The sequence below is a fragment of the Mesorhizobium sp. WSM4807 genome (assembly GCF_055811615.1).
Genome location: NZ_JBVVQY010000017.1, coordinates 71,644 through 91,312, shown reverse-complemented (window position 1 = coordinate 91,312; position 19,669 = coordinate 71,644). Strand labels below are relative to the sequence as shown.

At 61.4% G+C, this 19,669-nt stretch carries 17 protein-coding genes; 10 read left to right on the top strand and 7 right to left on the bottom strand.

Annotated elements, in window-relative coordinates:
• Window positions 1-95: 95 nt before the first annotated feature.
• Window positions 96-668 (bottom strand): DUF4893 domain-containing protein, encoded by a 573-nt coding sequence (locus AC0L3N_RS21755; protein ID WP_473549457.1) that lies wholly within the window; start codon window positions 666-668, stop codon window positions 96-98.
• 123 nt (window positions 669-791) lie between these two features.
• Here AC0L3N_RS21755 and AC0L3N_RS21750 point away from each other — a divergent pair, with 123 nt between their 5' ends.
• The gene (locus AC0L3N_RS21750; protein WP_473549456.1) at window positions 792-1,715 is read left to right on the top strand and encodes an NAD-dependent epimerase/dehydratase family protein; all 924 of its coding nucleotides are present in this window, start codon (window positions 792-794) and stop codon (window positions 1,713-1,715) included.
• 8 nt (window positions 1,716-1,723) lie between these two features.
• Here AC0L3N_RS21750 and AC0L3N_RS21745 read toward each other — a convergent pair whose 3' ends face one another.
• Window positions 1,724-2,353, bottom strand: a complete 630-nt coding sequence (locus AC0L3N_RS21745; RefSeq protein WP_473549455.1) for a DUF1638 domain-containing protein — start codon at window positions 2,351-2,353, stop codon at window positions 1,724-1,726.
• Window positions 2,354-2,417: 64 nt separating this feature from the next.
• On the opposite strand from AC0L3N_RS21745, the gene AC0L3N_RS21740 reads away from it, so the two are divergent.
• The 3 genes from AC0L3N_RS21740 to AC0L3N_RS21730 all read left to right on the top strand — a co-directional run bounded on the left by AC0L3N_RS21740 (window position 2,418) and on the right by AC0L3N_RS21730 (window position 4,193).
• The gene (locus tag AC0L3N_RS21740) at window positions 2,418-2,558 is read left to right on the top strand and encodes an EncA/B family entericidin (protein WP_473486595.1); all 141 of its coding nucleotides are present in this window, start codon (window positions 2,418-2,420) and stop codon (window positions 2,556-2,558) included.
• Window positions 2,559-2,750: 192 nt separating this feature from the next.
• Window positions 2,751-2,966, top strand: a complete 216-nt coding sequence (locus AC0L3N_RS21735) for a hypothetical protein (RefSeq protein ID WP_473549453.1) — start codon at window positions 2,751-2,753, stop codon at window positions 2,964-2,966.
• Window positions 2,967-4,013: 1,047 nt separating this feature from the next.
• Window positions 4,014-4,193: a hypothetical protein gene (locus tag AC0L3N_RS21730; protein ID WP_473549452.1), complete on the top strand. Its 180-nt coding sequence runs from the start codon at window positions 4,014-4,016 to the stop codon at window positions 4,191-4,193.
• Window positions 4,194-5,670: 1,477 nt separating this feature from the next.
• Here AC0L3N_RS21730 and AC0L3N_RS21725 read toward each other — a convergent pair.
• Entirely contained in the window at window positions 5,671-6,369 is a 699-nt protein-coding gene (locus AC0L3N_RS21725; protein ID WP_095494578.1) for a corrinoid protein, read from the bottom strand.
• Window positions 6,370-6,639: 270 nt separating this feature from the next.
• On the opposite strand from AC0L3N_RS21725, the gene AC0L3N_RS21720 reads away from it, so the two are divergent.
• The 4 genes from AC0L3N_RS21720 (at window position 6,640) to AC0L3N_RS21705 (ending at window position 12,358) form a co-directional block, all read left to right on the top strand.
• Window positions 6,640-8,214, top strand: coding sequence for a trimethylamine methyltransferase family protein (locus AC0L3N_RS21720; protein WP_473549451.1), 1,575 nt, complete (start codon window positions 6,640-6,642; stop codon window positions 8,212-8,214).
• Window positions 8,215-8,701: 487 nt separating this feature from the next.
• Window positions 8,702-9,520, top strand: a complete 819-nt coding sequence (locus AC0L3N_RS21715; RefSeq protein ID WP_473549449.1) for a hypothetical protein — start codon at window positions 8,702-8,704, stop codon at window positions 9,518-9,520.
• A gap of 166 nt (window positions 9,521-9,686) precedes the next feature.
• Complete coding sequence (locus AC0L3N_RS21710) at window positions 9,687-10,247, top strand: RNA polymerase sigma factor (protein ID WP_473549448.1); 561 nt, start codon at window positions 9,687-9,689, stop codon at window positions 10,245-10,247.
• A 2-nt stretch (window positions 10,248-10,249) separates the two neighbouring features.
• The gene (locus AC0L3N_RS21705) at window positions 10,250-12,358 is read left to right on the top strand and encodes a vWA domain-containing protein (RefSeq protein WP_473549447.1); all 2,109 of its coding nucleotides are present in this window, start codon (window positions 10,250-10,252) and stop codon (window positions 12,356-12,358) included.
• Between the two features lie 112 nt (window positions 12,359-12,470).
• Here AC0L3N_RS21705 and bmt read toward each other — a convergent pair whose 3' ends face one another.
• Both bmt and AC0L3N_RS21695 read right to left on the bottom strand, forming a co-directional pair.
• A complete protein-coding gene (gene bmt / locus AC0L3N_RS21700; protein ID WP_473549446.1) occupies window positions 12,471-13,487 on the bottom strand; it encodes a betaine--homocysteine S-methyltransferase in 1,017 nt (338 codons plus the stop codon).
• A gap of 182 nt (window positions 13,488-13,669) precedes the next feature.
• Window positions 13,670-14,512, bottom strand: coding sequence for a helix-turn-helix domain-containing protein (locus tag AC0L3N_RS21695; protein ID WP_029351899.1), 843 nt, complete (start codon window positions 14,510-14,512; stop codon window positions 13,670-13,672).
• Window positions 14,513-14,750: 238 nt separating this feature from the next.
• Here AC0L3N_RS21695 and AC0L3N_RS21690 point away from each other — a divergent pair, with 238 nt between their 5' ends.
• Together AC0L3N_RS21690 and AC0L3N_RS21685 are read left to right on the top strand one after the other, a co-directional pair.
• On the top strand, window positions 14,751-15,752 hold the full coding sequence (locus AC0L3N_RS21690; RefSeq protein WP_473549445.1) for a fatty acid desaturase: 1,002 nt from the start codon (window positions 14,751-14,753) through the stop codon (window positions 15,750-15,752).
• Between the two features lie 84 nt (window positions 15,753-15,836).
• Window positions 15,837-16,634, top strand: coding sequence for a phosphate/phosphite/phosphonate ABC transporter substrate-binding protein (locus AC0L3N_RS21685; protein WP_473549444.1), 798 nt, complete (start codon window positions 15,837-15,839; stop codon window positions 16,632-16,634).
• Between the two features lie 6 nt (window positions 16,635-16,640).
• Here AC0L3N_RS21685 and AC0L3N_RS21680 read toward each other — a convergent pair whose 3' ends face one another.
• On the bottom strand, window positions 16,641-17,960 hold the full coding sequence (locus tag AC0L3N_RS21680) for a M24 family metallopeptidase (protein WP_473549494.1): 1,320 nt from the start codon (window positions 17,958-17,960) through the stop codon (window positions 16,641-16,643).
• A 25-nt stretch (window positions 17,961-17,985) separates the two neighbouring features.
• The gene (locus AC0L3N_RS21675) at window positions 17,986-19,563 is read right to left on the bottom strand and encodes an ArnT family glycosyltransferase (RefSeq protein ID WP_473549443.1); all 1,578 of its coding nucleotides are present in this window, start codon (window positions 19,561-19,563) and stop codon (window positions 17,986-17,988) included.
• Window positions 19,564-19,669 lie beyond the last annotated feature (106 nt).

The window sequence follows — 19,669 nt, the reverse complement described above, 5'->3', positions numbered from 1 at the left end:
TGCCGCCTGCCGCAGCGCGTAGCTTGAAATCGTATCGCCTGCCTCAGGCTTGCCGCACACCTGCCGCAGCACGCCGCAAGCCAGGGATCGCGGGCTCAGCGCTTGAATTCAAGGATGTCGAGCTTCGATTCATAATAGGGCGCCGGGAACTCGATGCGCCATTCGTTGGCGCTGTTGCGAAAGGTATAGCCGACCTGATCGCTTTGTGGGCCGCCGCCATAGGGTTTTGCAGGATCGTCGTTGACAGAAAGGGAGCCGAGATAGATCGAGCGCTTGTCGCCGTCGTCGAAGATACGGCCCTTGGTGCGCTGCGAACCGGTGAGTTTTTCCAGCATCCAGCCCGAACCATCGTCGCTCACCTTGCACTTGAACCAGCCATAGATGACGAGCGGGCTCAGCCCGCCGGCCTTGATGGTGCGGCACTGCCAGTTGCCGATCAGGTCCTTGTCGGAAAACGCGACCAGCGGCTTTGCCAGCAAGGCGTCGAGCTGCTTGACATCGGCGGCGTCGCCAGCCCTGGCTTCGTCAAGGGCTGCCTTGCGCGTCTCGTCATATTTGTCGAGCCGCACCTTGTCGGCGGGCGTGATCAGCTTCTGCACCTCGCCATCGGCGAGCGCGGGCAGGGCGAAGCAGACAACGCCTGCGGCAATCAGGAGGCGAGCGATCATCGGTGCGTTTCCTGGTCGAAAGCTGGAACAGCCTGTTTTCTCGTTTGGCATACAACTTATCCGTTCGCGGCGACCTGTCATCCGTGCTTAACAGCGAACAGCTTAGAAATCGTGGTTTCGCCGATGCGGATCTTGCTTACGGGATCGTCAGGCTGGCTGAGCAGCGCGCTAGCGCCGCGCCTGCGGGCTCTTGGCCATGGCGTCATCGGCCTCGATCCCGCCCCGTCGGCGCAAACGCAGGTGATCGGCTCGGTCGCCGACCGTGATCTGGTCATGCGGACGGTCAGGGAAAACCGCATCGAGGCGATCATCCACAGCGGCGCGCTGCACAAGCCTGACATCGAACACCAACGTAATGAGGATTTCATCGAGACGAATGTGCGCGGCACGCTCAACCTGCTCGACGCGGCGGTGGTATCAGGCGTTCAGCGCTTCATCTTCACGTCGACGACCTCGCTGATGATCTCGAAAGCCATACGCGCCGGCTTGACCGGCGGTACGCGCAAGGCCGCCTGGCTGACGGAAGACATGTCGCCCGAGCCGCGCAACATCTACGGCGTCACCAAGCTTTCGGCCGAGCATCTTTGCCGCCTCTATCACATCCAGTCCGGACTGCCGGTGATCGTGCTGCGCACTGCCCGGTTCTTTCCCGAAGCAGACGACATGGCGCATGCGATCGAGCAGTCGGACGCCAACACCAAGGCCAATGAACTGTTGTTCCGCCGGCTGACCGTGGAAGATGCCGCCGAGGCTCATGTCGCGGCGCTGGAGAAGGCGCGACAACTAGGCTTCGACATCTTCATCATCTCGGCGCCAACGCCGTTCCGGCCTGATGATTGCGAGGCATTGATCGCTGACGCGCCGCCCGTCGTCGCCCGCCATTTTCCGGAATTTCCGGCGCTCTATGCGCGAAAGGGCTGGACGATGTTTTCCTCGATCGACCGTGTCTACGACGCCTCGCGGGCGCGGGACAGGCTGGGCTTCGTCTGCAAGACGAGCTTTGCCGCTGTGCTCGCCGGACTTGCAGCGGAAGATGGCGCCGCCTGATCGAACGGTCAGCCGTGTGCCGCGGCGCTGGCCAGCTCCGTCGTCAGGTCGCCATAGCCGGTCGAGCGGCGCTCATAGGCGAGGCCGAGCATTCTTGCGGCTTTCTCGGCGACCTTGTCGAGTTCCGGGTCGTCGGTCTGGGCGATATAGACCAGCTTCTCGTAATTGCCGAAATAGTCCTTGATCAGCTCGGGATGCCTGTCGAGGCCGAGCGGCTTCATGAAGAAGGCGTCGAACTGCCGGCACAGGAAATCGGTCATGTAGAACGACATCATGTCGTCGTCGGCGACCTTCGCATAGGCGTCCATGCCTTGGTAGAAGGCAAAGCAGTGCGGACCGGCCATGCGCTCGACGCCGTGCTTCTCGCAGACGCGGTCAAGCAGGCCGCCGGTGCCGCAATCGGCATAGCCGACGAAGATGTTTCTATAGCCGTCCGCCTTGGCCTTCTCAATTGCCTTGTCCATGGCCGGCGCGATGCGGTCCGGGTAGAAATGGAACTCCGCCGGCAGGCAGGTCAGGTCGAGATGGTCGAGCCCCAGCTGCTCCTTGACGGCCAGAACTTCGCGCGCAATCATCCCGCAGGCGATGACAAGCAGCCTGTCGCCTTGGTCGGGTTGTAGCTTTCGCGCAATGCTCATAGAACCAGTCTAACCGATTTTCCTTGCTGTCCCACGAATCTATCTGTTGAGGGAGATACCATTCATGAAACCGCTACGCATTGCACCGATCGCCATTCTCGCTTGCGCCCTGGCACTTTCGGCGTGCGCCAACACCATCCGTGGCGTCGGCAGGGACGTCAAATCGACAGCCAACGCGGTTGAGGACACGGTCGAGAACCCCTGATCCGCAGTCTCGCCAAGCGCATTGCTCTCAAGATAGTTCAAGCGATGCGCATTAAGTCCTTGTAACATCTGGGAACAAGAAAGTCGTGCTGCAAGGCGCGGATCCGGCGGCCACGAAAAGTTGACTTTTCGAGCGGGGGATATGCCGTTAATCTTTTCTGATACCCTCAACAACGAAGCTAGGAGCCATAGGATGAAGACCGCTCTCTTAGTTGTCGCCGCTCTGGGCCTTTCGGTGTCCGGCGCCGCAGCGGAATGTGTTGGCCACACTAAAACGACGGCTTCCGTAGATCCGCAAACCAAAGCTGCAAGCGTAGATCAGCAGACCAAAGTCGCAAGCGTCGCGAATACGCCGACAACTGCCGAAACGCCGATCCTGAAAAAGGAAGAGGCGAAAGAGTCAGAATAGGCGCTTCAACCCGCCCGAACGCTCCGAGCGAGGCTTGCCGCGCTCAACTTCCCGTCCAAAGTTTCACCGGGTATGTTCGCTGCGGGGCGCTGTTGCTTGTTGATGTCAAGACATGCCAGCGTCGCGCGCCGCCTTGGCCTGGCATAGCATAAGTACGGGCCGTCGTACTTATGCTATGGTCTCCTCCTTGGTCTGCCATCCCCAGCCGCGCGGGCGAAATATCTAAATATCCTGGCATTCCAACGGCTATTTCTTGCAACGCCGTGACGAGCAAGCAGCAACAGGATAGTATCGGCTCGAGGGAGGGGCTGGTGCTATGGGAATACTTCGACCGCGACAAAAGCCCAAGAGGGCGTACCCAAACAGCGACCGCATTGAAGAGGATGGTCGCCGCATTTACAGCGCCTATGAAGGAACTAAAAGGCGCCACCCTACAGCTTCAGTGCAGCGCGCTCGTTTTGTCGCGATCATTGGCGTTACATCTGCCATCGCGATGGTGCTGGCGTGGTGGCTATGGCACCTAGCGTGATGGCAAAATGAACGTTTGCAGTGCGCCTAGGGAGATCCGCCTTTGAGGGCGATCAGGCCGATCAGGATTGCGCTTGCCGCAGCAATCGACGCCCACCAAGTCGCATCGCGCGAAGGTCGCCAGTGTCGGCGGTGTTTAGCGCGCTTTCGCCACTTGCCAGACCGATTATCGTAGCGCGATTTTTCCACTCCTCCCAGTCCCAGAGTCAACAATGCGTTTGTTGCCGATTGGAGTCAGACGCGCGCCCAAGGGTCGGCTTTAGGCGGCGCGCGCCAAGCCAACGGCTATTTCCAAGGCGATCGGCCCGCGCATGGCGGGAGTGCAGGTTTTAACCTCACCGATCGAAACCGACTTCATCACAATGAACGGCGACAATCTCAAAGAGTCAGGGCATGACCGGCGCATCGGAATTCTGTTGGATCGAATAGATGTGTTGGCTGGGAAATAGCACAGTTAGGCGCTCCGCGAAGGTAATCGCTGAGGCTGAGCGCGCCGAACGCGCCGCAAAGACGGCAAGATTGAAATCGCTTCGCATGGCAACTCAGAGTGACTTGAATGTTTCGTTTCCGGAGGAGCTCGATTGCTCGCTCCTCGTCGCGGCACTGATTCAAGGCGAATCATCGGGCCAGCCTTTCAACCGTCTCAATGATGGCTTTGGCAAGGGCTTCGCCTTCATGGACAGGCTCGGAACCGAATAGCAACAAAACTGCTTCCGCGCTCGGAAGCAAGCCGGGCCGGCAGGTCTGTTCAATAGCCATACGAACCAGTCTGAGGGGCGGCCCCGGCGCTGCGGATGTTCTGTTGGACTTCCATGCTAGCGCACCATGTCACGCAGCGGCCTCTTGCGCTCCTGCGGCCGGTATTTCTCCACCCGCCTGACCTTATCCAAACCCACCGTAACCAGCCCAATATGCTGGCCGCGCTTGACCTTTGTAGAATCGCGGATGGAATGCGGGAATCCGTAGGAGGGGATGGAGACGCTTACACCGTCCCTCGCTTAACCGCCTTCGCACTGTGGCTGTGATCGCCACCACGTCAAGAAGTTGCTGATATACGAGACAACGCGCTTCGCTCTAGCGGGAACGGCCCAGCGGCTTGGTTGCGAGGGGGACTGGCAGCTGGAGGCCGCTGGGCCTTGACCAGCTAGCTTAAGAGGAGGCGCTGTGCTGGCTGACCAAAAACTTACGCTCAAGGCAACGGAATAACATCATTCGAACGAACACTGTTCGTCAGCATGTTCCTGATGCTGGACATCCGAAGGGCAAGCCAGGCCAGCGGACTATGAGGAGCCGCATTTTGCCCGCATGTCGAGAGGCTGGGGGAAGCTATTGTTCGGTCGGCAGCGGCTCACGGTCGGGGAGATGCAGCACCTCGGCAAGATTCCGCTTGTCGAACGTTTGGGCCACAAACGGGGTAGAACTCGAGGTAGCTTTCCTCGTCGTTGGCAGGCGTCCCGTGGCGCTTGCCTGCTGGTTGCGGGGTGTTGATTCGATCTCGTCTTACGTTTGGTCGCTACCGTGCGTTTGATAGACGGCCCGACAGCCAATCGGGGGCGACAAGCTGGCCGCCGGGCCTAGCCAGCGGGCAATTGGGTCCGTTCGCCGGTTGGGCCGAACTATAGTCATTTCATGCAACATTTCTAATTTAGTAAAATGGTCATGATCCGTTCCCTTAGTCATCAAACCGGATGAGCCTAGAGTCAATTTGGTGCCTAACGGGAGGAAGAGTGACCGGCATCCCGCCTCCGTTTTGCGGTGCTGATCAAGCGGAACATTAGGGGTTTCTAACAGTTGTCTGGGAGCAGTGGGCCTATTCCCCCGCTTAGCCCCCACTGCAGATCGGGCCGCAGCCCGATCGGCCCGCGCTCAGAGGAGGAGCGCGGGCTTCTCCTTGTCAGTGCGATGCAGATAAGGGGTGGCCGGCGCCGCTTTGGGGGGCGTTGGGGTAGAGTGCCTTGTAGGGCGCCGGCCGGGCGGCGTTGGGGTCCGCCGCACGAATAAGCTACCAGAGGTTAGGTCCGTGTGTATGGCGTGATCGCGGAAGTACCGCGTTTCCAAGAGTTAGCCGGCCAGCGCCATGCCGACGGGAATGCCTATGCCGATCGAGAAATCCAGTGGCGATTGGGCCCGGGGCCGACGGCACCGGGCCAGTCCCTGCGGGGAATTGGCTAAAAGCTCAGGCCGAAGCGCGGACGTTGTGCTTCCGTTTCATGAAGTCCTTGGCGGTCTCGACCGCCACGGCAGCGTCGCGGCAATAGGCGTCGGCGCCGACTGCCTTGCCGAACTCCTCGTTGAGCGGCGCGCCGCCGACCAGCACGACATAGTCGTCACGGATGCCCTTTTCCTTCATCGTATCGATGACCACCTTCATGTAAGGCATGGTCGTCGTCAGCAGCGCCGACATGCCGATGATGTCGGGCTGGTGCTGCTCAATGGCATCGAGATATTTTTCCACCGCATTGTTGATGCCGAGGTCGATGACGTCGAAGCCGGCGCCCTCCATCATCATGCCGACAAGGTTCTTGCCGATGTCGTGGATGTCGCCCTTGACGGTGCCGATCACCATCTTGCCCTGTTTTGGCGCGCCGGTGGCGACGAGCAGCGGACGCAGGATGAACATGCCCGCCTTCATCGCGTTGGCCGACAACAGCACTTCCGGCACGAACAGGATGCCGTCGCGAAAATCCTCGCCGACGATGCGCATGCCTTCGACCAGCGCCTCGGTCAGCACCTTGTAAGGCGCCCAGCCGCGCTCGAGGAGGATGTTGGTGCCTTCCTCGATCTCTTCCTTCAGCCCGTCATAAAGATCGTCGTGCATCTGCTGCACGAGCTCGTCGTCGGAAAGCTCGGAAAGGATGATCTCGTCGTCGGCCATTTTTAATCCAGCTCCTTGCCGCACGGATACAGTTGCGGGGCCTCAAATATCACGTCAATACCTAACCCGCTACAGGCTTGCGTCCATAGCTGATTTGCGACTTCCCGCAAAAGGAAAGCGACTGCAAATCTATTGGAATTCTTGTCGATTTTGCGACAGGCGTTGGCGCTGGCGGGCCGTTTCGAATAGGGTGCATGACTACGATCCGGCCAGAAGCCGCGATATGCGGCCGTAACAATTGCGCCAGAACAAAGTCAGGGAAGAACGATCATGAGTGAGAACACGGCGGTCGACCAGGAAGCGTCAAACGCGCGGCGCGGACGCGCCGCCAGCGGTGGCGCCGCTGCCCGGCGGGCGGCGCGCTCGGGTGGCGGCCCCGGCACCCAGCTCACCTACATCAAGCGCAAGATCAACGTCTATGAGGTGCTGGACGAGGAAGGGCTGGCGCTGATCGAGAAGAACACCGACACGGTGCTCGAGGAGATCGGCATCATCTTTCGCGACGACGCCGAGGCGCTGCAACTGTGGAAAGAAGCCGGCGCCGACGTCAAGGGCGAGCGCGTGCATTTCCCGAAGGGGCTCTGCCGCTCACTTTTGAAAACCGCGCCGTCCGTCTATACCCAGCATGCCCGCAATGCAGAACGTTCGGTGCAGATCGGCGGCAACGCCACGGTCTTCGCGCCGGTCTACGGCCCGCCCTTCGTGCGCGACCTCGATGGCGTCAGGCGCTATGCGACGATCGAGGATTTCCAGAATTTCGTGAAGCTCGCCTTTATGGCGCCGTCGATCCACCATTCGGGCGGCACGGTGTGCGAGCCGGTCGACGTGCCGGTCAACAAGCGCCATCTCGACATGATCTACAGCCACATCAAATATTCGGATAAGCCGTTTATGGGCTCGGTCACCGCGCCGGAGCGCGCCGAAGACACGGTTGCTATGGCCAAGATCGTGTTCGGCGACGATTTCGTCGAGAACAACACGGTGCTGACTAGCCTGATCAACGCCAACTCGCCGATGGTGTTCGACGAGACCATGCTGGGCGCGCTGAAAGTCTATTCGCGCCACAACCAGGCTTGTATCGTCACGCCGTTCATTCTCGCCGGCGCAATGAGCCCGGTGACGGTCGCCGGCACGCTGACCCAGGTTCTGGCCGAAGTGCTGGCCGGCGCGTCGTTCACGCAGCTGATCCGGCCGGGCGCGCCGGTGCTGTTCGGCACCTTCGCCTCGTCGATTTCGATGCAGTCGGGCGCGCCGACCTTCGGCACGCCGGAGCCGTCGCTCGTCTCTTATGGTGCGGCGCAACTCGCCCGCCGGCTTGGCCTGCCGTTCCGCACCGGCGGCTCGCTGTGTGCTTCGAAGATACCGGACGCGCAGGCGGCTTATGAGAGCGCCAACACACTGAACTCGACGATCCTCGCCGGCACCAACTTCGTGCTGCACTCGGCCGGCTGGCTCGAGGGCGGGCTCGCCTCCTGCTACGAAAAATTCATGATGGACATCGACCAGCTCGGCATGACGCAGAAGTTCTCCGAAGGCGTCGACCTGTCGGAAAACGGCCAGGCGATGGACGCCATCCGCCAGGTCGGTCCGGGCAGCCATTATCTCGGCTGCGACCACACCCAGGCCAATTTCCAGACCGCCTTCTACCGTTCCAATATTGCCGACAACAATTCCTACGAGCAGTGGCTGGCCGAGGGCGAAAAAACCGCACCGCAGCGCGCCAACGAACTCGCCCGCCGCTGGCTGGAAAGCTATGAGGCGCCGCATCTCGATCAGGGCATCGACGATGGGCTGAAGGAGTTCATCGCCAGCAAGAAGGCATCGATGGCCGACGCCTTCACCTGAAAGGAGCCCGAGTCAGGCGGGGCTAAAGTCGCCAACATCATCCACGAGGAAGTCTGGCGGAGCGCCTTCTCCGAGCCGGACAAGAAGGGGTGATTTGCGTCCGCCCGTCCGATGTCTTCGGACATCGCTTGCCCGGAGACAGGAATGGCTCGAAGGAAGGTATTCAAGGGTGTCGCGATCGATATCGCCAGATCGTTCGTGAGACGTAACAACGAGGTTGATGGCTACTGGGGCGTTGGCAAACTCCACTCATTGGCACGAAACAGTTCGACGTCCAAAATTCGAATGGACCTCTCAGAACAGTCTTCTGCGATATTGCCAGGCTTCGCTTCGATGATAGGACGGTATCGTTCCATGATTGAGGCCCAGGCCGCGGCTCGCGGTTTGAAACTTCAAACTTGTTCCATTGAGTTAGAATTTGATCTGCCTCGGACCCCTACCTGCTCGGATGACGAAAACGGTTTTAGGTGCTCGCTGACGATTGTCGATGATCGGGGGAAAGGTTGGAGCCATGTGGTCTGGGGGTGTTCCCGCCCTCACGATCCGAAACGAGAGTCACGCAGCTTACGAGTTTTATAAGGCCACCATGTCTGATGTGACGTCTTTTTGGTTGCCATCGCACGAGTCCCGACCTCGTTATGAAGGCGTTGACAAGGCCTTGACCGCTCACGGGCTTACCCCCCGCGGTGGCTTCAATTTCGCAGACGGTGAGCAAGCCCCTTCCGGTCTCTCCGGCGCTGCCGCCAGATCCGTGTTGCTGGCCGGGCAGGCGGGCGCCGCGCCATGGCCGCATTTCCTGCGCTGGAAAGAAAGCCAATCGGGGACCATCGCCAATCCGCTGGACACATGGTCGCGAGAAGTAATCGGCGCAGTGGCTGAGACATTCGGGGCGCGGGCGGTTTCGCCTTCTGACAGGCCGTATCTGCCGTTCCAGCAATGGGCGATGCGGGCGGAGGGCTTGCGGCCGTCGCCGCTCGGCATCCTCATGCATCCGCAATATGGGCTCTGGCACGCCTATCGCGGCGCGCTGCTGTTCGAGGACGAGATTGCGTTTCCAGAACCCCGCGACGTGATTCACCCTTGTGATGCATGTCTGGAGAAACCCTGCCTGAAATCCTGTCCGGTCGACGCTTATTCTGCGGATGGTTTCGCGCACAAAACCTGTCTGGCACATGTGCGTGGGCAAAACGGCGCGCCTTGCCGAACCGGCGGCTGCCTCGACCGCAACGCCTGTCCCTACGGCGCGGCCTATCGCTATCCGCCACAGGTTCAGGCCTTCCACATGGCCGCTTTCGCGGGTGTGTAGCACCGCCGAATGCCGCACGAAGTCTTGCAATGAAGCTGCCTCATTGCGACTTGCCCTGGTGGCCTGCGTGGATGTCGCGCGACCGTGGTCGTCGTCTGACGGCTGACAGAAAATTCTTTCCATCATCCCAAGGAATCGCCATTAGCCTTCGTCCAACAGGCAAATGATGGCGCTGATGCTGGATGAAAGCGAAGCCTCCGACGCCGAGTTGATCGGGCGGGCGAAGGGCGGAGACAGGGGGGCTTTCGGCACATTGCTCGAAAGGCACTATGATTTCGTCTATCGCGCCGCCTATCGCTGGTGCGGGAAAAAGGCCGACGCCGAGGATATCGCCCAAGAAGTCTGCGTCCGGCTTGGCCGGGCGATCCGCGATTATCATGGCAACGGCGCCTTCACCACCTGGCTCTACGCCATGACGCTGAATGCAGCGCGCGACATGATGCGCAAGACCGTCCGCGAGACGACCAAGACCGAAGCCTACGGCGCTTACGAGCGGATCTCGGGAGAAGCTCCGGTCGAGCCCGAAGATCCGGCCGCGGCGCTTTGGGCGGCGGTGCGGATGCTGCCGGACAAGCAGCGCGACGCGGTGCTGCTCGTCTATGGCGAAGGGCTGAGCCACGCAGCCGCGGCCGAGGCGATGGGCATCTCGGAGACGACGGTTTCCTGGCACATCCACGAAGCGAAGAAACGGTTGAAGACGCTCCTGCTTTCAGCCGGGGAAGTGTGATCATGGTCGACGACAACGAACTCAACAGGCTGCGCGACATTGCAACGCCGGCACCGGGCACAGACGCGAAGACGCGTGCCTTCGAGGCCGCCATGCGGGCCTACGACCTGGACGAAAAAACTTCACCCGCCGCCCAAGGATCAGCGAACGGGCTTCGTCTCACAGAGCGAGCACAAAAGCTCTGGAGCGAAATCATGCAAAAGAAACTCTTCGCCACCCCGGCCATTGCCGGGCTCGTCGCCCTGCCGATCGCCGGATACGCTACGATCTACATGCTGCAGGAGCAGCCATTCCCTTCCGGTGGGGACGAGAAGATCACCGAAACGCTGGCCGATAAACCAGCGGCTAATGCGCCGCCAACGGTGAGGCCGCTCACCGTAGCCGAGGCCGACAAGCAGAAGAAAGCCGATGTCGACGCCGAAAGCCGCGTCGCAGCCGAGGCGCTTGCGCCGGCATCGCCGCCGAAGTCAGAATCGAACGCGATGGGTGGCCTGGTGCAGCAGGATATGCTGGCTCGCAATGCGCCCGAGCCCTCGCCTCGCGAGGCGCTGGCTGGCGGTTCGAGTACCGCGGCTCCTGCAGCCGATGGCGCCGCGCGGGTTGGCGGTGTGCCCGGTACTGTGGCCAAGTTGATGGCTCAGCCTTCGACCGCCCCGGCTGACCAGATGCCGCTGCCGGAGCAAAACCGCGACCGCATCGAGGATTTCAAGAGCAATCCGGTGCGCGCCGCGCTCGAAGACCCGGTCTCGACCTTCTCGATCGATGTCGATACGGCCTCCTATTCCTTCGTGCGGCGTTCGCTCAGGGAAGGTGTCGTGCCGCAGCCCGACACGGTCCGCGTCGAGGAGATGATCAACTACTTCCCCTATGACTGGAAAGATCCGGACGTTGCCTCGACGCCGTTCAATTCAACCGTCAGCGTCATGCCGACGCCGTGGAACGGGCACACCAGGCTGATGCACGTCGCCATCAAAGGTTTCGACGCGAAGCCGGCCGAGCAGCCCAAGGCCAATCTGGTCTTCCTGATCGACGTGTCGGGTTCGATGAACGAGCAGGATAAGTTGCCGCTCTTGCAGTCCGCCTTCCGGCTTCTGGTCAACAAATTAAAGCCCGACGACACGGTTTCGATCGTCACCTATGCGGGCGATGCCGGCACTGTCCTGGAGCCGACGAAGGTTTCGGAGAAGGACAAGATTCTCAATGCCATCGACACGCTGGCGCCCGGCGGCAGCACGGCCGGCGAGGCGGGTATCAAGGAAGCCTACAGGCTGGCGCAGAAATCCTTTGTCAACGACGGGATCAATCGCGTGATGCTCGCCACGGACGGCGACTTCAATGTCGGCCAGACCGACGACGACGATCTGAAGCGATTGATCGAAAAGGAGCGTAAGACCGGCGTGTTCCTGTCGGTGTTCGGTTTCGGTCGCGGCAATCTGAACGATCAGATGATGCAGACCATCGCCCAGAACGGCAACGGCACCGCCGCCTATATCGACACTTTGGCCGAGGCGGAGAAGGTGCTGGTCGAGGATGCGTCTTCGACGCTGTTCACCATCGCCAAGGACGTGAAGATCCAGGTCGAGTTCAACCCGCAAAAAGTCTCGGAATACCGGCTGATCGGCTACGAGACCCGCGCCTTGAATCGCGAGGATTTCAACAACGACCGCGTCGATGCCGGCGAGATCGGCTCCGGCCATTCGGTCACTGCGATCTACGAGATCACGCCGAAAGGCAACGGCGGCGAGCAAATCGATCCGCTGCGCTACGGCCAGGCTGCAGTGAACAATGGCGGCGTCGCCAATGCCGACGAATATGCGTTCGTGAAGATCCGCTACAAGTTGCCGAATGAGGATGCCTCGAAGCTGATCACCACGCCGGTGACATCGGCCAATGAAGTGGCTGATTTCGACCAGGCCAGCACCGACCAGCGTTTCTCCGTTGCCGTCGCGGCCTTCAGCCAGAAGCTGCGCGACGAGGATGCAACCGCGAAGTTCGGTTACGACAAGATCCTGGAGATTGCCACTGCCGCCCGGGGAGCCGACCCGTTTGGGTACCGGTCCGAGTTCCTCTCGCTGGTGCGCCTTGCCTCGGCGCTCGGCGGTAACCGGTAATGGTGATGACGGCCGGTTTCCTCAGATGGAATCGTCCTGATACGGGAAACCGACACACGGGCGGGTGAGACAGGCCGGCAAGGAAAACCTTGCCGGCCTTTTTCAACATTTGTCAGGCGCGGCTACGCCGGCGCTCGCGGCGGGCTTCGCTGGTCTCGACGGTGTTGACTGTCGCCTGCTTGTTGCGCATCGGGCCGATGCGCTCGACGATTTTCTCGACGGTCGGGCGATCCGATTTGGTGTGCGCATCGAGCGCCTTGCGCATGGCGGCCAGGTGGGCAAACGAGGTGCCGCAGCAGCCACCGACGATCTTTGCGCCGGCATCGACGGCCAGCCTGACATAGTCGGCCATCAGTTCGGGGGTGCCGGAATAATGGATTTCGGCGCCGCGGAATTCCGGAATGCCGCAATTGCCCTTGACGATCACCGTCGCCTCCGGCTTCGCCTCGGTCATGTCGAGCAGCGAAGCGAGGATGTCGGAGGCGCCGACACCGCAATTGGCGCCGACACCGAGCGGCGCCTGCGGCAGCCCATCGGCGACGCCATGGATGTCCTTCGGCAACAGCCCCATCATGGTGCGGCCAGCGGTGTCGAAGGAGCCGGTATAGGTGTAGGGCAGGCCGACGCGGATCGCGGCTTCGGCTGCGGCGCGGATTTCGTCCGGCGCCGACATGGTCTCGATCCAGGCGACTTCGGCGCCGCCGGTCTTCAGGCCCTCGATCTGTTCGGCAAACGCCTCGACCGCCTCGTCATAGGTCATGGCGCCGAGCGGCACCAGCAACTCGCCGGTCGGGCCGACCGAGCCCGCCACGATGACCTTGCGGCCGGCTTTATCGGCGACAGCGCGGGCGATCTCGGCGGCGCGCTTGTTCAGCGCGTGCACGCGGTCCTGCGCATGGTGCAGCTTCAGCCGGTGGCGGGTGCCGCCGAAGGAGTTGGTGAGAATGATGTCGGCGCCGGCGTCGACGAAGTTCTGGTGCAGACTGGTGATGGTGTCGGGAGCCGTCTCGTTCAGCAACTCTGGAGCCTCGCCGGCCTCGAGCCCCATGGCGAACAGATTGGTACCGGTGGCGCCATCGGCAAGCAGAACGCCCTTTTCGGCAAGCAGCGCGTCAATTGGATTGGTCATTGGAAATACGCCTTCCGGGAATTCCAAGCAGACTTCGCTCGTCCGCTGCGTCTGCTTAGGTTTTTGTATTGCCGCAGGTTCTCGTCGCAAAACCGCGAGGCACTTTTGCGGAACCTGCTGGCCAAGATAAGGATATAAAGAAATCTTTATATGGCGTCAATGTCGGCGCGGTAAACAAGCCGTTAAAATCGCATTTCCGCCAGCCTTTGCGTGAAGCTGGCCGCCTCATGTGCGTTGATGTCGGCGGCGCGGATCAGATTGTCGAAATGGCTGGTCAGCGTGCGGACCGGCTGGGTCGCGTTCAGCACCAGATACATGTCGCCGACATAGATGGCGGCGCGATAAGGCCCAAAGATAGTGTAGGGGATCGAGTAGCGCATCCGGCCGTCATAGAGAAACAGGCGGAAGGTGGGATAAAGGTCGTCGAGCAGCGTCGCCATGTGAAGAAGCTGCTGGTGGCGGTCGGCCTCAGGGAAACGGTCCCAGACGCCCAGTCCGCGCGCAAAGATCTCCAGCGTGTGGCGCGGCATGCAGACTTCCATGTCGGTTTCCGGCCGCCGGTTGTAGTCGATGCGGTACTGCGTCTCACCGGCCTGCGCCTCGCGGCTCTTGTTGGCAATACCAGCCTCGTAGTCGACAAGCGCCTCGGTGCGCAGAAGATCGGGAATGCCGGCGGGCACGTAACGGATCTTCGTGCCCGCAGCCTCGGCATGCCACCTGGCCAGCAGCGTGCGGTCGAAGCCGTCGGGCGCTTCCTCGATCTCCAGGCTCTCGCGGATTTCACCGGTGACGCCTTCGTCCTGGCTGAGGCCAAGCAGCCAGTCGAGCGACACCTTGAATTCGGCGGCGATGTTGAGCAGCGTTTCGGCGCGGGGAAGGCGTGTCGAGGCGCCGGACAGCAGCTGCGAAAGCGCCGAGCGATCGATGCCCACCGCCGTCGCGAAGGCGGATTGGTTCAAGTCGGATCGTGTCAGGAGCATTTTCAGGCGCTCCCGAAAGATCGTCGACAGGTCGCGTTTGTCCATATCGTCATTCCGGCCATTGGGAGGAAAAAATTCCGCCGAGTTCGCCAAAGTGGCACCTCAGGCGTAAATGAATCCGCCAGCTCGTTTACAATAAATAACATATGCGGCTGAAAATGCGCAATCGCAACATTTTGTGCGCTTTGTCGCGTTGCAGCATGTCAACGCTCCTGACACAATACTGTCAGGAATCAAAAACGGTTCCGGCGACTGGAAGGGCAGTGGTCGATCCATGACGAGCATGAATAACAGACGACGCAATGCACCGGCCATCGAATGGCCGACCGTGTTTCTCGCGTTCTGCTGTTACGGCACATGGCTCGCGGCCGGCCTGTTCGTGTGGCCGTCCTATCCGCTGCTGGCGCTCGTCGTTCTGGCCTTGATGGCTGCGCTGCAATCCTCGCTGGCGCACGAAGTCCTGCACGGCCATCCGACCCGCAATGCGCAGCTCAACGAAGCTATCGTCTTCCTGCCGATCGGCCTCGTCTGGCCGTTCCGCCGGTTCAAGACCATTCATCTGCGCCACCATGCCGACGAACGGTTGACCGATCCGCTTGACGATCCTGAAAGCTACTACAAGGCGCTGTGGCACCATGACGAATTGCCGCCGGCGATGAAGTTCCTGCTGAAAATCAACAACACCATGATCGGCCGCCTTATTCTCGGCCCGTGGCTGTCGTGCACCGGCTTCTTCATCGACGATGCCAAGCAGATGCTTGCCGGCGACAAGGTGATCCGCAAGGCATGGCTGCTGCACGCCATCGGCCTCGCCGTGGTGCTGCCGGTCGTGCAGTTCGGCTTCGGCATCCCGCTGTGGCTCTACGTGCTAGTGCCGGTGTGGCTCGGCCAGTCGCTGATCTCGATCCGTACCTTCGCCGAGCATCAATGGTCGGAGCATCCGGAAGGCCGCACGGTGATTGTCGAGCGTTCGCCGCTGTCGTTGCTGTTCCTCAACAACAATTTGCATTTCGTGCATCACAAGAGCCCGACGGTGGCTTGGTACCGGCTGCCGAAGTTGTTTCGCGAGCGCCGGGACGAGTGGCTACGGATGAACAATGGCTACGCCTATCCAAACTATTTCGCGCTGCTCAAGGCTTATGCGTTCAAGGCGAAGGAGCCGGTCGTCCACCCGGTGCTGCGGCGCACGCCGGAACCGGGCCGGGCGTTCAAGCCGCGCGTCAGGGCGCGCAGCCTCAATGGGCTTGGCAGTGCGCCGGTGCCCGCCGAGCCGCCGAAAGAATGAAATTTTGCGGCATCGCCGGCGGCGATGCCTAGGTACGCGTCAATGGTCTCGTCAGTCTCTCAGCGTAACGACCAAAATCCTGGCATGAGCAATTTCGTTGCCGCCTTGCCGATGTATGACTGGCCCGAAATGCGGAGCGAGGTCGATGCCCAATGGGCACGGCTGCGTGATGCCTTCCGGCAAAGAGGCATCGACGCGCCGCAGACCATCGCTCGCGTCAATGCCGATCTGTGGCCTGTAGACGGCGGCATCCGTGACGCCGGAAAGGTGATCGCGCCCGATCCGGCGACGCTGCCGCCGGACGAACTGGATTTTCACGGGCTTTGGCTGCATCCGGCGCTGCTGTTCGCACAGACCTGCTGGGGGCCGATGGAACTCGGCCTGTCGGAGCATGTCCAGGTGGTCGGCCAGCCGAGCTACGACGCATACGAGGGCGGGCAGGGCGAACTCTATTCGAGCGCCATCGTGATGCGCGCGGACGGCTCGCCGTCTGTTCGAGCACCTGATGACGGCAGCCCTCTTGTTTCTCTCGACCTGCTGCGCAACATGCGCTTCACCTTCAACCACTCCGATTCGATGTCGGGCTTCGTCGGGCTGACGCGTGACCTGGAGGCGCTGGGCGAAAGCCTGAACATCTTCTCTGAGCGCAGCGAAAGCGGTGGCCACCGCGCCTCGATCGTCGCCATTGCCGAGGGCAAGGCCGATGTCGCGGCCATCGACTGCCAGAGCTGGGCGCTGGCGCGGCGCTTCGAGCCTGCGGCACAGAAGGTAGCGGCCGTTGGCTGGACAAGGCGGCGCAAGGGCCTGCCGTTCATCACTGCCAGAGCGACACCGGAAAAGATCGTGGTGGCGCTGCGTGAGGCAGTCGCGGCGATCGCATAAAAACAGTCAGCCGCCGAGCAGCCGCTCGTCGAGCGGATAGGTCGAAAGCTGCTCGTTGCCGGTTTCGGTGATCAGGATCTGTTCCTCGATCTTGACACCCTCGCGTCCGCCAAGCCGGCCGATATAGCTTTCGACGCAAAGCACCATGCCTGACACAAGCACGCCGTCGGGCGTGTCTTCAGTCCAGTCGATCGCATGCGGCAGCGTCGGGTATTCGTCGGCCAGGCCGACGCCGTGATAGAGCACGCCGTAGCGCGCCGGGAAACAATCTCCAGGCGGCACCGCCGAGCGTTCGACAAGGTCGCGGAAGGACATGCCCGGCTGCATCAGGCAGATGTTGTGGGCGATCTGGTCGGCGGCGATGCGAAACAGGTCGCGTTGCTCGTTGGACGGCTCGGTGTCGCCGCAGAGCCAGGTGCGCGACAGGTCGGCGCAGAAACCGTAGGGGCCGATCAGGTCGGTATCGAAAGCGACGAGATCGCCGGCTTCGATCGTTCGCGACGAGCATTCCTGGAACCAGGGATTGGTGCGCGGGCCGGACGTCAGGAGCCGGGTTTCGACCCATTCGCCGCCACGCGCGATGTTGCCGCGGTGGAGTTCGGCCCACAGTTCGTTTTCGGAAATGCCTGGCCTCAATGCTGCTTCCATCTCGCCCATCGCCGCCTGGCAAGCGACGATCGACCGGCGCATGGCCAGGATTTCGTCGGGCGATTTGATCAGACGTGCATTTTCCATCAGCGCTTCGCCATTGCCGATCGAAATGCCGAGGCGGGCGAGTTCTTCGACGCCCTCGGGATTGATGTGGTCGACGGCGATGCGGCTGATACCGCCGCCATGCTCCCTCACCAGATCGGCGATGCCGGCCGCCCAGCGGCGGACTTTTTGCTCGGTCAGTTCGCCGCTGTAGAGATACGTCCACGACACTGCCGGCCGCACCTCATCGATGACGCCGGAATGGTCGGAAAGGTGCTCGCAGGAAAAATAGTCGAACAGCACCACCGGGCCTTCGGTGGCAACGAAACAATGCCTTGTCGGATTGTGCGCGACCCAGAGCTGCATATTGGTCGAGTCGGTCGCGTAGCGGATGTTGATCGGATCGTAGAGCAGGGCTCCCGCATAGCCGCGGCGCTTCAGTTCGGTGCGGATGCGGTCGAGCCGGTACTGACGCATGGCGGGCAGGTTGGGAGCAGCAATGCCGGCGGCCTTCCACTCGGCTTCCGCCAGTGCGCCATAGCCAAGCACATGCTGGTTGAGCTCAGCGGCCTTCCGCCGCGACTTCAGGCGCAACGCATCGATGGAGCCCGCTTCGTCCGGCTCGAACGGCATGATCCTGCGGTGACGAGGAGGCCGATCAGTCGGGTTCCTGTCCACCCTCGGCTCCTTTGCTGACGCCTTCCTCGGGCGCTGTGGATTTTTCCGCAGCCGTTCGCTTCAATCTTATATACGCGCCGGGCCGGGCAGACTTGTCGGTGCTAGGCAATAGCGGAACCATGATTTGCCTTGGTTGGCCGTCCGGCTCATAGCCGGCTTTTTTGAGCTGCTCCAAAATCACCGGCCGCGGATCGTCGCGGTCAAGCCAGACGAGTGCGGCCGGCTCTTGCACCAGCCTGTCGAAATTCGGCACTTCCTGGTCAAGCGCGACCAATTTTTCGTCGACCAACCGCAGATTTCCGACCCATGCACCGTCGGATATTGCGGTTTTCACCGGCCCGTCTGCAGTCAGCTGGCGATAGAGGGCCGCGTAATCCACCCGGATCATCCGCGAGAGACCACTGGTCCCGTTTATCTGGAAGTACCAAGTGGCGGGCGCGAGCAGAACGGCGATGATCGCTCCGGCCGCGATCACCAGGAGCTGGGCGTCCCTGCCGCGTGGTAAGAGCCGTTCCATATAGGCGGCCATCGCCAGCGGCAAGATGACCAGGACCGGCACCAGCCAACGGGCCTTGACCTCGGTCACGCCGGTGGCCAGCACAAGTATCGCCAGCATGGCCAAGCCGAGCGCCAAGGTACGCCACAAGAGAACTTCCCTGGCCGGAGCTTTGGGGTGACGCTCGGAGAAACGAAACCCCGTCAGCGCCAAAGCCAGCGCGCAAACGAGCCCCGGCAGGACAGCGAAATTGAAGGTCCCCGTGATAAACTTGCCGGCGCCGGTGACCGCGGCCATCATGCGCCCCTGCTGTAGGTCTATTCCGAACTTCTCGCCTCTCGCCAGCAAATCGGCAGGATGCATGAGGCTCCAATATGTGGTTGGCGCCAGCACCAATATCGCGACGGCAACACTGATTGCGAATTTCGGATCGAGGATCGCGCCGCGCAGCTCGCGCAGCGACAACACCGCCGCAACAAGCGCTGCCACCAGGAATACGTCGTTGTATTTGGCAAGAATTGCCGCAGCCGTTGCCAAGCCAAACACCGCATAGGCGATTACGCTTCGCCGCTCGATCAGATTAGCCATCGCGAGCAGGAGCAGCGCGCAGAAGCCGACAACGGCGACCGAATGCGACAAGGCCCGCTGTGATTCCCAGGCGATTTGCGGGATTGTGAAAAGTCCGAGCATGGCCGCCGCTGCCGTCGCTTTCGTGTAGCCGAACCGCCGCATGGCGGCGAACACACTGCAGGCGGCGAGGAACAGCACGGAGTACTTGACGAGCTTCAGCGTGAAAATATTGGTGCCGAAAATTTGCGCGGCCAGCCAGTTGATCCATGTGTATAGAGGCGGTTGCGAGCCGCCATATCCAGCCCAAAGATATGGAAGATAAATCAGTTGCTCCGCGTCATCGACGCCGACGCCAGTTCCTGCCCAAGTGGCCAGCACAGACAATATGACGGTTTGCAAGGCCAAGTAAGCAGCGACCATGACGATCGCCGCCGGGAAGGGGCCGATCCTGCTCTCGGCAAGCCATTCGTCCCATTTCATAGAATACTTCAACGAGTTCTCATCGCTCGTGCCAGTTGCCGCCGGCTCCGCTAGCATGAAGACCATGCCCCGCACAATGTGGCAGCCCTGATCGCTGCCGGAGCGGCGGGCAGGCAAG